Origin of the sequence: Actinomycetospora lemnae (genome assembly GCF_028737315.1) — a bacterium.
Lineage (GTDB): Bacteria > Actinomycetota > Actinomycetes > Mycobacteriales > Pseudonocardiaceae > Actinomycetospora > Actinomycetospora lemnae.
Window position 1 is genome coordinate 63,242 of the sequence record NZ_JAQZAO010000015.1, and the last position, 10,854, is coordinate 74,095.

General features: G+C 75.3%; 11 protein-coding genes. 4 read left to right on the forward strand and 7 right to left on the reverse strand.

Translation table 11 applies throughout. The features are described 5' to 3' along the window. Positions 1 to 118: 118 nt before the first annotated feature. Both serC and sepH read left to right on the forward strand, forming a co-directional pair. On the forward strand, positions 119 to 1,255 hold the full coding sequence (gene serC, locus PGB27_RS25810; RefSeq protein ID WP_274203309.1) for a phosphoserine transaminase: 1,137 nt from the start codon (positions 119 to 121) through the stop codon (positions 1,253 to 1,255). Positions 1,256 to 1,448: 193 nt separating this feature from the next. Next, on the forward strand, positions 1,449 to 2,591 hold the full coding sequence (gene sepH / locus PGB27_RS25815) for a septation protein SepH (RefSeq protein ID WP_274203310.1): 1,143 nt from the start codon (positions 1,449 to 1,451) through the stop codon (positions 2,589 to 2,591). 6 nt (positions 2,592 to 2,597) lie between these two features. On the opposite strand, the gene PGB27_RS25820 is transcribed toward sepH, so the two are convergent. Together PGB27_RS25820 and PGB27_RS25825 are read right to left on the reverse strand one after the other, a co-directional pair. Next, on the reverse strand, positions 2,598 to 3,326 hold the full coding sequence (locus tag PGB27_RS25820) for a DUF2537 domain-containing protein (protein ID WP_274203311.1): 729 nt from the start codon (positions 3,324 to 3,326) through the stop codon (positions 2,598 to 2,600). 11 nt (positions 3,327 to 3,337) lie between these two features. Then, the gene (locus PGB27_RS25825; RefSeq protein WP_274203312.1) at positions 3,338 to 4,165 is read right to left on the reverse strand and encodes a TrmH family RNA methyltransferase; all 828 of its coding nucleotides are present in this window, start codon (positions 4,163 to 4,165) and stop codon (positions 3,338 to 3,340) included. A gap of 176 nt (positions 4,166 to 4,341) precedes the next feature. On the opposite strand from PGB27_RS25825, the gene PGB27_RS25830 reads away from it, so the two are divergent. Further along, entirely contained in the window at positions 4,342 to 4,890 is a 549-nt protein-coding gene (locus PGB27_RS25830; protein WP_274203313.1) for a bifunctional nuclease family protein, read from the forward strand. A gap of 241 nt (positions 4,891 to 5,131) precedes the next feature. Next, a complete protein-coding gene (locus PGB27_RS25835) occupies positions 5,132 to 6,646 on the forward strand; it encodes a glutamate--cysteine ligase family protein (RefSeq protein WP_274203346.1) in 1,515 nt (504 codons plus the stop codon). Here PGB27_RS25835 and PGB27_RS25840 read toward each other — a convergent pair. The 5 genes from PGB27_RS25840 to PGB27_RS25860 form a co-directional block, all read right to left on the reverse strand. Beyond that, positions 6,592 to 7,893 (reverse strand): MFS transporter, encoded by a 1,302-nt coding sequence (locus PGB27_RS25840; RefSeq protein WP_274203314.1) that lies wholly within the window; start codon positions 7,891 to 7,893, stop codon positions 6,592 to 6,594. The genes PGB27_RS25835 and PGB27_RS25840 overlap by 55 nt on opposite strands. Before the next feature lie 127 nt (positions 7,894 to 8,020). Continuing rightward, positions 8,021 to 8,239, reverse strand: a complete 219-nt coding sequence (locus PGB27_RS25845; RefSeq protein WP_274203315.1) for a dodecin — start codon at positions 8,237 to 8,239, stop codon at positions 8,021 to 8,023. Positions 8,240 to 8,363: 124 nt separating this feature from the next. Then, a complete protein-coding gene (locus tag PGB27_RS25850; RefSeq protein WP_274203316.1) occupies positions 8,364 to 9,983 on the reverse strand; it encodes an AMP-binding protein in 1,620 nt (539 codons plus the stop codon). Positions 9,984 to 10,069: 86 nt separating this feature from the next. Beyond that, positions 10,070 to 10,462: a VOC family protein gene (locus PGB27_RS25855; protein WP_274203317.1), complete on the reverse strand. Its 393-nt coding sequence runs from the start codon at positions 10,460 to 10,462 to the stop codon at positions 10,070 to 10,072. Beyond that, entirely contained in the window at positions 10,459 to 10,743 is a 285-nt protein-coding gene (locus PGB27_RS25860; protein ID WP_408630121.1) for an ArsR/SmtB family transcription factor, read from the reverse strand. The genes PGB27_RS25855 and PGB27_RS25860 overlap by 4 nt, the downstream gene beginning before the upstream one ends. Positions 10,744 to 10,854 lie beyond the last annotated feature (111 nt).

A 10,854-nucleotide genomic window follows, 5' to 3' on the forward strand; every position in this document is an offset into this window, starting at 1 on the left:
CCGCGCGTGGTCGTGGGGGTTTTCCTGTCGTCGGGTGTCAGCGTGGACGCCAGGCTGGACACCCCGGGACGTGGTGCAGGCGACAGCACGAGCCCGGCGACGCTGGGAGGATGCCGCGGTGACCACGTCGACCGACACGCTGCAGATTCCCGCCGAGCTCCTGCCCACCGACGGGCGGTTCGGGTGCGGGCCCTCGAAGGTGCGCCCCGAGCAGCTCGCCCACATCGCCGACAGCGCGGCCGTGATGGGGACGTCGCACCGCCAGAAGCCGGTCAAGTCGATCGTCGGGCGGGTGCGCTCCGGGCTGCGTGAGCTCTTCTCGATCCCCGACGGCTACGAGGTCGTCCTCGGGGTCGGCGGCACCACCGCGTTCTGGGACGCCGCGGCCGCGGGCCTCGTCCGCGAGCGCAGCCTGCACCTGACCTACGGCGAGTTCTCCTCGAAGTTCGCCTCGGTGACCAAGGGCGCGCCGTTCCTCGCCGACCCGATCGTCGTCTCCGCCGACCCCGGCAGCGCCCCGGAGCCCACGGCCGACCCGAGCGCCGACCTCATCGGCTGGGCCCACAACGAGACCTCCACCGGTGTCGCCGTGCCCGTGACCCGGCCGAGCGGCGCGGGCGACGCGCTCGTCGCCATCGACGCGACCTCGGGCGCGGGCGGGCTCCCGGTGCAGATCAGCGAGTCCGACGTCTACTACTTCGCGCCCCAGAAGAGCTTCGCCGCCGACGGCGGGCTCTGGATCGCGATCATGTCGCCGGCCGCGCTCGAGCGCGTCGAGCAGATCGACACCGACCGGCCGGGCGGGCGCTGGATCCCCGAGTTCCTGTCGCTGTCGACGGCGCTGGACAACTCGCGCAAGGACCAGACCTACAACACCCCGGCGGTCGCGACGCTGCTGCTGCTCGCCGACCAGATCGAGTGGATGAACGCCGGGGGCGGCCTGGACTGGGCGACCAGCCGCACCAAGGACTCCTCCGACCGGCTCTACCGGTGGGCGGAGGAGTCGTCGTTCGCGACGCCCTTCGTCGCCGACCCGGCGCACCGCAGCCAGGTCGTCGGCACCGTCGACTTCGACGACGCCGTGGACGCCGCCGCGATCGCGAAGACCCTGCGCGCCAACGGCGTCGTCGACACCGAGCCCTACCGCAAGCTCGGGCGCAACCAGCTGCGCGTCGGCATGTTCCCCGCCGTCGAGCCGGACGACGTCACCGCGCTGACCCGCTGCATCGACTGGGTCGTCGAGCGCCAGTCGTGACCAGCGCGCTGGTCCGATCGGGCTAGCAATTTCGTCACACGCGCCCCGCCCGTGTCTCCCGTCCACCGACGGGCGGACACGGGCGCGGCGCGCCTCCCTCGTCCGTGCAGATCCGTCGCCTAGCGTCGGTCGGCGAGCCACGAGGCCCCACCCGGCAGACGGGGCCCGGGCCGCGAGCCGACGGGGAGGCCTGATGCGTCAGCTGCGCGTCGTCGGCCTGGGTGACGACCACGAGACCGTGATCCTCGAGGACCCGATCCGCCACGAGCGGTTCGCGGTCTCCGGCGACGAGCGCCTGCGGGCCGCGGCCCGGGGGGACGTGCGACGCCTCGGGCAGATGGAGATCGAGGTCTCGAGCCCGCTGCGTCCCCGCGACATCCAGGCGCGTGTGCGGGCCGGCGAGTCGGTCGACGACGTCGCCGCGGCCTCCGGGGTGAGCACCGCGCACGTCGAGCGGTTCGCCTACCCGGTGCTGCTCGAGCGCGCCCGCGTCGCCGAGATCGCCCGGCGCGCGCACCCCGTGCTGCCGACCGACCCCACGCGCACCGACGGGCGCACGCTCGGCGAGATCGTCGCGGCCACCTTCATCGCCCGCGGGCAGGAGCTCGACGACGCGCGGTGGGACGCCCACAAGGGCGAGGACGCGCAGTGGATCGTCACGCTCGCCTGGCAGACGGGCCGCTCGGACAACCTCGCCCGCTGGGCCTTCCGGCCGGGCAGCTCCGGCGGCACGGTCGACCCGCGCGACGACCCCGCCCGCGAGCTCCTCGGCCACGACCCGGTCGGCGGCCCGCGCCGCGTCGACGCGCCGGTGCCCGCCGCGGCGCCCGCGCCGGAGGCCCCGCCCGGCGAGGCCCCGGAGAGGCACGACGAGACGCTCGAGGAGACGCCGGCCCTGGCCGTCGGGGGCGACACCGCCCCGGCGCGCCGCAGCGCGGGCGGCCACGGGACAGGACACGGCACGGGCCACGGCAGCGCCTCGCGGCGGGGTGAGCGCGGCACGGGCCGGCGCGGCGGGCGTCCGACCCGGGGCTCGGCGAGCCCGGCGAGCCCGGCGAGCCCGGCGGCGGGGAGCACCCCCGCCGCGTCCGCGGCCTCGAGCCCTGCCTCGAGCCCTGCCTCGAGCCCTGTCTCGGGTGCAGCCTCGAGCGAGACGCCGGCGGCCACCGACGACCAGGTCCCCGTGCCCCGCACCGGGCGGCCCGCCGAGCCCGCGGCCGCCGAGACCACCGAGCACGCGGCACCCGTCGAGACCGGGCGGCGCGGCCGGCGCACCCACCCGATCGTCCCGTCGTGGGAGGACGTGCTGCTGGGGACGCGCTCGCCGCGGAGCTGAGCCGGCTCAGAAGGCCGCGACGGCGAGGAAGACCAGCGCGGTCCCGGTGCCGGCGAACGTGCCGTACACCGCCCAGCGCCAGGTCGGGACGTGCCGGTTGAGCCACAGCGCCGGCACCAGGCCCGCGACCACGGCGGCGTCGACGAGCAGCCCGAGCGGGCCGAGCCCGGTGATCAGGGGCGCGGCCAGCGCCAGGTTCGCCAGCAGGACCACGCCCGCGACGAGGACGGCGAGGGTCAGGCCCACGCCCCACGGGGTCGGCTCCGCGGCCGCCGTGACCGCCGACGGCTCGCCCCCCTCGACGACGGGGTGCGGCGCGGGCCCGGCGGCGTGGCCGTTGCCGTTGCGGGGCAGCGGCGGCACCGGCGGCGGGTACGGCGTGCGGGTGACGGCGCGCAGGGCGACGCGGTGCCCCGTGACCGGGTCCCGGTAGTCGACGGGCGCGGCGAGCTCCACCGACAGCCGCGCCGCGAGCTGGCGGCCCCGGCGGCTGACGGTGTCGGCGGTGGTGTCGGCGGTGGTGTCGGCGGTGGTGTCGGCGGCCCTCCCGGTCGACGGGTCGAGCTCCGCTGCGCTCCGTCTCCCGGCCGGCACCGCCGCCGCGATCCGCGCCCACTCCTGCAGCGCGTCGACGAGGTCCGGCGGCAGCCCCCAGGTCCGGCCCGGCCCGCCGTCGGCGTCGGGCTCCCCGAGCGGCACCCCGGCCACCAGCGCCCGGCCGCGCACGGCGGTCACCTCCACGACCCTCACGGCGCGCCCGTCCGCCCGCCGGGGACGAGCACGCCGGCGGTGGCGTGGAACGCGACCGCGGCGGCGGTGGCCACGTTGAGCGAGTCGACGTCGCCGGCCATCGGGATGCGGACGCGGACGTCGGCGGCGGCGAGCGCCGCGGCGGAGAGCCCCGGGCCCTCGGCCCCGAGCATCAGCGCCACCCGCTCGTGCCCGGCGAGCCCGGCCATCGCGCCCGGGTCGCCCGCCGGCGTCAGGGCCCCGAGGACGAAGCCCGCCGCGCGCAGCGCCGCCACGGCCTCGTCGAGGTCGCAGGGCACGAACGGCACCCGCAGCACGTGGCCCATCGAGACCCGCACGCTGCGCCGGTAGAGCGGGTCGGCGCACCCCGGGCCGACGAGCACCGCGTCCACCCCGAGCGCGGCGGCGTTGCGGAACAGGGCGCCGAGGTTCTCGTGGTCGTTGACGCCCTCGAGCACCGCCACACGCCGCGCGCCCGCGAGGAGGCCTGCGAGGTCGGGTGTCGGCGCACGGTCGGCGCTGGCGAGCACCCCCCGGTTGAGGTGGAAGCCGACCACGTGCGCCATGGTGTCGGCGTCGGTCACGTAGGCGGGGACGTCGACGCCGGCGAGGTCCGGCGCGAGGTCCTCGACCCGCCGGGCGACCCCGAGCAGCGCCCGCGGCGGGTACGGCGAGGCGAGCAGGCGCCGCACGACGACGGTGCCCTCGGCGAGCACGAGACCCCGGCCGCCGGGGCGGTCGGGACGACGGTCGGCGCGGGCGAGGTCGCGGAAGTCGGCGAGTCGCGGGTCCGCCGCGTCGTCGATCTCCACCACACGCGCCACGTGCGTATCGTTCCAGACCGCCACCACGAGCTCCGCGCCCGGCGACCCGGGGATGTGCCGGCCCGTGTGTGGCGGGCGCCGGTCGGGGCACCCGGGTGCACGCTGCTCCGCCGAGCACCGGACGAGAGCGGAACCGAACACCCCGGAAGGGCCCGGGGACGTGGGAGGCTGGGGCCGTGAGCGAGATGCGGGTGGTCGGCGTTCTGGCCGTGGACGACGCGACGCAATCCGGCGGCTCGTCGGGGTCGGGTGAGAGTCGGCACCCGGTGGTCCTGCTGCAGGAGACCGAGGGCAAGCGCTGCCTGCAGATCTGGATCGGGCTGGCCGAGGCCGAGGCCATCGCGCTCGAACAGCAGGGCCGTCTGCCCGAGCGGCCGCTGACGCACGTGCTCATCGCCGACGTGGTGTCCGCCCTGGGCCGGCGCCTCGAGCGCATCGAGATCACCGAGGTGCGGGCCGGCACGTTCTACGCGGACCTGGTCTTCGACCGGGGCCTGCGGGTGTCCGCGCGGCCCAGCGACTCGATCGCCATCGCGCTGCACGCCGACGTGCCGATCCACGCCACCGAGGGCGTCCTCGACGACGCCGGCGTGGTGGTCGAGGACGACGAGGGCGAGGAGTCCGGGTCGGGCAGCGGGGGGTCGAGCACCGACGAGGACGAGGTCGACCGCTTCCGCGCGTTCCTCGACAACATCTCGCCGGAGGACTTCGGACGAAGCGGCTGACCACCTGCGTCACGGAGGGTCGGAGGTCACCGTGCGTCGCCCAGCGGTCGACACGATCGGTGTCCTACGCTGAACGGACGCTTTCCGCGGTCGGACGGTGTCGACCGCTGGCGTGTCCCCGCGGGCTGTGTCAGCGTGACCGCTCGTCGGGGTTCGGGTGAGGTAGCCGGGGTGTGCCGCCGGGCAGGTGGTGACGGCTCCGGTGGTCGAGATCGGATCGTGGACGGGAGCCGGGCGGGCAATGGGCCAGCACCTCACCGCCACCCTCTTCACCGCCTCGGACCAGGCCCGCTACCGCCATCGCATCCACCGCTGCCTCGAGGCGTTCGGGACGATGGTCACCGAGGGGCGCTTCGCCGCCGCCGAGCCGAGCACCGGGGTCGAGATCGAGCTCGCCCTGGTCGACGAGGACATGCGCCCGGCGATGCTCAACCACGCGGTGCTCGACCGGTCCGCCTCCGACGTCCTGACCTCCGAGCTCGGGCGCTGGAACCTCGAGATCAACCTGCCGCCGCGGATGCTCCCCGGGGCGACCGCGCGCGACCTCGAGCAGGACATGCTCGACGCCACCACGAACGCGGGTGACTGCGCCCGCGATCTCGGCGCCCGCGCGGTGACCATCGGCATCCTGCCCACCCTCGCCGCCGAGCACCTCGCGTCCGACCAGCTCACCGAGGACCCGCGCTACGCCCTGCTCAACCGGCAGATGCTGACGGCCCGCGGCGAGCCGTTCCGCCTCGACATCACCGAGCCGCCCGCCTCGCGCCACGGCCCGACCGACGGCGCGCCCGCCGAGCACCTCGTCCTCGACGTCGACTCGATCGCCCCCGAGGCCGCCTGCACGTCGCTGCAGCTGCACCTGCAGCTCACCCCGGAGCTCTTCCCCGCCTACTGGAACGCCGCGCAGGCGATCGCCGGGATGCAGGTCGCGCTCGCGGCCAACTCGCCGTTCCTGCTGGGGCGCCGCCTCTGGGCCGAGACCCGCATCCCGCTGTTCACCCAGGCCGTCGACACGCGGCCCGTCGAGCTGCGCAACCAGGGCGTGCGGCCGCGGGTGTGGTTCGGCGACCGGTGGGCGCACTCGGCGTACGACCTGTTCGAGGAGAACGTCCGCTACTTCGGCGCGCTGCTCCCCCTCGCCGAGGACGAGGACCCCTTCGCCGAGCTCGAGGCGGGCCGCCCGCCGAGCCTGCAGGAGCTCCGCCTGCACAACGGCACGGTGTGGCGCTGGAACCGTCCGGTCTACGACGTCGCCGACGGTGTGGCGCACCTGCGCCTGGAGAACCGTGTGCTGCCCGCCGGGCCGACGGCCGTCGACGCGGTGGCCAACGCGATGTTCTTCTACGGCCTCATCCGGGCGCTCGCGGAGTCCGACCGCCCGCCGTGGCAGCTGATGTCGTTCGACGCCGCCGAGGCCAACTTCACCGCCGGGGCGCGCCACGGCATCGAGGCCGCCCTCTACTGGCCGGGCATCGGCACGGTCCGCGCCGACGAGCTCGTGCTGCGCCGCATGCTGCCGCTGGCCCAGGAGGGGCTGGCCGCCTGGGGCGTGGACGCCGAGGCCGCCGACCGCTACCTGTCGATCATCGAGCAGCGCTGCGTGCACCGGTCCACGGGCGCCACCTGGCAGGTCCGGGCGGTGGCCGACGCCGAGCGCCGCGGGCTGGACCGGGGCAACGCGATCCTCGAGATGATGCGCGCCTACCTCGAGGGCATGGAGGCCAACGTGCCCGTGCACGAGTGGCCGCCGGCCTGACGCCGGCCGCGCCGACGCTGCAGCACCAGCCAGACGCCCGCGACGAGCACCGCGGCCACCACCGACGCCGCGCCGCCGAGCACCAGCGGCGCGCGCCCGCCGAGCTCCTCGGCGAGCCAGCCGAGCGCCGGTCCGCCCACGGGCGTGCCGCCGAGCAGCACGACCATCCACAGGCCCATGACCCGGCCGCGCACCGACTCGTCGACCCCGAGCTGCACCGCCGCGTTCGCCGCGCTGGTGAACAGCAGCTGTGCGGCGCCGGTGGGCACGAGCAGCAGGGCGACGAGCGGGTAGCTGGGCATGAGGCCGGCGGCGACCTCGCAGACCCCGAACACGACCGCGGCCACGACGACCGTGCGCAGGCGCGGGCGCCCGACCCGGCGCGCGGCGGTCAGCGCGCCGAGCAGGCAGCCGACGGCGAGCGCGGAGGTCAGCAGGCCGTAGGACTCGGCGCCGCGCCCGAAGACGTTGCGGGCGACGATCGCGAGCGTCATGAAGAAGTTGATGCCGAGGGTCGAGACGAAGAAGACGAGCACGAGCAGCAGCACGACGTCGGGGTGGCGCCGGACCTCGCGCAGGCCCGCCCGGATCGCACCGGGCTCCCGGGGCGCGCGGGTGTAGGCGAACATCTCGGCCGGGCGCATCCGGGCGAGCCCGACGAGGACCGCGGCGAACGTGACCGCGTTGATGAGGAACACCCAGCCGGTGCCCACCCCCGCGACGAGCAGGCCGGCGACCGCGGGCCCGAGGACCCGCGCGGTGTTGAACGTCATCGAGTTCAGCGCGACGGCGTTGGCGAGCGCGCCCGAGCCGACCATCTCGCCGGCGAACGACTGGCGCACCGGCCCGTCGAGCGCGGAGAAGCAGCCCAGCAGCACGCACAGGACGTAGACCTGCGCGAGGGTGACCAGGCCGGTGACGTCGAGCAGGCCGAGCACCAGGGCGCAGAGGCCCATGGCGACCTGCAGACCCATGAGCAGGCGGCGCTTGTCGTAGCGGTCGGCGATCGAGCCGCCCCACAGGCTCAGCAGCAGGGTGGGGCCGAACTGGAGGGCCGCGGCGACGCCGAGGGCCACGGGGCTGCCGCCGGAGAGCTCGAGGACGAGCCAGTCCTGGGCGACGCGCTGCATCCACGTGCCGACGAGCGACACGACCTGCCCGGAGGCGAAGAGACGGTAGTTGCGCACGCGCAGGGCGGCGAAGATGCTGCCGCGCGCCCCGTCGGTGTGGCTGTCGACCTCGCTCACCGGGGTCCGCCACCACGCGCCATACTCGTGAGCTTACCTAACGACCTGGCACCGGGTCGTGTCAGCGAAGTGGCGTCACAGACGTCCAGTGTCCGTGACGCCACTTCGCTGACATCACCACGCGGGCTCAGGACTTGGTGTCCTCGAGGGCGAAGCCGATCTTCAGCGTGACCTGGAAGTGGCCGACCTCGCCGTCCTGCACGTGACCGCGGATCTCGGTGACCTCGAACCACTCGACCTGGCGCAGGGTGGTCGACGCCCGGCGGATCGCGCCGCGGATCGCCTCGTCGACGCTCTCGGCCGAGCTGCCGACGATCTCCGTCTTGCTGTAGGTGTTGTCCGCCACGCAGGGCTCCTTCGCGCTGGTCGGGGTGTCCGTCCTTCCGCGGGGAGCGGTACCCGTTCTCCGGCGCCGCGCCACGTGACGCGCGCCGGGCGGCCTCAGGCCCCCCTGCCGGCCCCCGGCGTGGTCACGGCGCGGCCACCGGCCGGGCCGGCGCGGCGGGGGCGAGCGCGCCCGCCCGGTCCTGCGCCACGAGCAGCCGGCGCAGGATCTTCCCCGACGGCGACACGGGGATGGCGTCGACGAACACCACGTCCGCGATCTTCTTGTGCGGCGCGACCCGCTCCGCCACGTACGCGACGATCTCCTCCGCCGCGACCGGCGACGACGCCACGACCACCGCCTTCGGCCGCTCGCCGGCCCGCTCGTCGGGCACCGGGATGACCGCGGCGTCGGCGACCGCCGGATGGGTCCGGAGGACCGCCTCCAGCTCGGCCGGGGCGACCTGCAGGCCCTTGACCTTGACCAGCTCCTTGAGACGGTCCTCGACGAACACGTCGCCGTCGGCGTCGCAGCGCGCGAGGTCGCCGGTGTGCAGCCAGCCGTCGGCGTCGATGGTCGCCGCGGTCGCGGTGGCGTTGCCCAGGTAGCCCTCCATCAGCTGCGGGCCGCGCACCCAGAGCTCCCCGCTCCCCTCGGTGCCGACGTCCTCGCCGGTCACCGGGTCGACGATGCGCGCCTCGACCCCGGGCAGCAGCACCCCGACCGACCCCGGCACGACGGGCGCGGCGGCGTCGAAGAGCGTGATCGCGGCGACGGCCTCGGTCATGCCGTAGCCCTGCCCGACGGGGCACCCGACCCGCTGCGCGCACTCCTGCTGCAGGTCCGCGGACAGCGGCGCCGCCCCGCTGCCGAGCAGGCGCAGCGAGGACAGGTCGTAGCGCTCGACCGCGGGGTGGCGGGCCATCGCGAGCACGATCGGCGGCACGACGACCGCGATCGTCACCTGGTGGCGCTCGATGACCCCGAGGAAGGCCTCGAGGTCGAAGCGCGGCAGGGTGACGATCGCGGCGCCCGCCCGCAGCGTCACGCCGGCGACGACGTTGAGCCCGACCGCGTGGAAGAACGGCGCGACGGCGACCGACCGGTCCTCGGGGGTCAGGCCCATGACGGTCTGCATCTGCTCGACGTTGGTGACGATCGCCCGGTGCGTGAGCATGACGCCCTTGGCGAGGCCCGTCGTGCCCGAGGAGTAGGGCAACAGGGCGAGGTCGTGGGCGGGGTCGACGAGCCCGGGCGGCAGCTCGCCGTCCCCACCGGCGGCCAGCACCGCCCCGAACGACGTCGCGCCCTCGGCCTCCCCCAGCACGACGACGTCGGGCTCGCCGCCCACCGCCGCGATCGCCGCGCGCACCAGCGGCAGGAACGGTGGGATCGTCACGACGACCGGCGCGCCGTGGTCGCGCAGCTGCGGCGCGATCTCGTCGGCGGTGTAGAGCGGGTTGATCCCCGACACCACGCCCCCGGCCGCCATCGCGCCGAGGCAGGCGACGAGCCACTCCGGCCCGTTGGGCGCGACGATCGCCACCACGTCGCCCGGCCGCAGGCCCCGCGCCCGCAGCCCGGCCGCGCACCGGCGGACGTCGCGGCGCAGCTCGCCGTAGGTCACCGTCCGGCCCGACGGCCCGTCGACCACCGCGGTCGCGTCCGGCCGGACGTCGGCGTGGGCGAGCAGGAACTCGGGCACCGTCACGTCGGGGACCTCGACGGCGGGCCACCGGCTGCGGACGACGCGGTCGCGGGACATGCGGACCTCCGGGCGCTCAGGGGTGAGCCGTCAGGAGACGCCCGCGCCGGTGTCGGAGGCGTCGGGGTGGGACCCCGAGAAAGCCTTCAGGCGGGCTTCATCGCCAGGATCTGGACGAGGTTCCCGCAGGTGTCGTCGAGGACCGCGACGACGGCGTTGCCGATGTCGGTCGGCGGCTGGGTGAAGGTGACGCCCCGCGCGGTCAGCCGCTCGTACTCGGCCGCGACGTCGTCGACGGCGAACTGGACGAGCGGGATGCCGTCCTCGACCAGGGCGTCGCGATAGGGCTTGACCGCCGGGTGCCCGGCCGGCTCGAGCAGCAGCTCGGGGCCGTCGGGGTCCTCGGGGGAGACGACGGTGAGCCAGGCGTCGTCGCCGAGGGGGATGTCGTGGCGCTTGGTGAAGCCCAGGACGTCGGTGTAGAAGGCGAGCGCGGCGCGCTGGTCGTCGACGAAGATGCTGGTCAGGCGAATCCTCACGGGGTCCCCTCCCGGGTCGTGGGCCACCGCTGCGCGATCTCCGCGAGCGGCCGGCCGTCGAAGTAGTGGAACTTGGAGCGGCCGCGTCGCTCGGTGACGACGAGGCCCGCGTCCTCGAGCACCGCCAGGTGCTGGGAGATCGCCTGGCGGGACGAGGAGAGCCCGTGGCGGGTCACGAGCATGCTGCAGATCTCGAACAGCGTCTGGCCGTCCCGGGCGACGAGCTCGTCGAGGACGAGACGCCGGGTCTCGTCGTCGAGGGCGTGGAACACGTCGGCCACGCGGAGCAGGATAGGCAAGTCACCGCTTGCCTATCAAGGGCAAGCCGCCACTTGCCTGTCAGCGCGTTAGTCACTTCGCGTGATGGTGGTCGGCGACGTCCCCTCCTACGG

Coding starts and splice junctions, on each gene's coding strand:
- PGB27_RS25850 (WP_274203316.1), bottom strand. CDS start 9,983: ATGTCCCGCGACCGCGTCGTCCGCAGCCGGTGGCCCGCCGTCGAGGTC.
- PGB27_RS25835 (WP_274203346.1), top strand. CDS start 5,132: ATGGGCCAGCACCTCACCGCCACCCTCTTCACCGCCTCGGACCAGGCC.
- sepH (WP_274203310.1), top strand. CDS start 1,449: ATGCGTCAGCTGCGCGTCGTCGGCCTGGGTGACGACCACGAGACCGTG.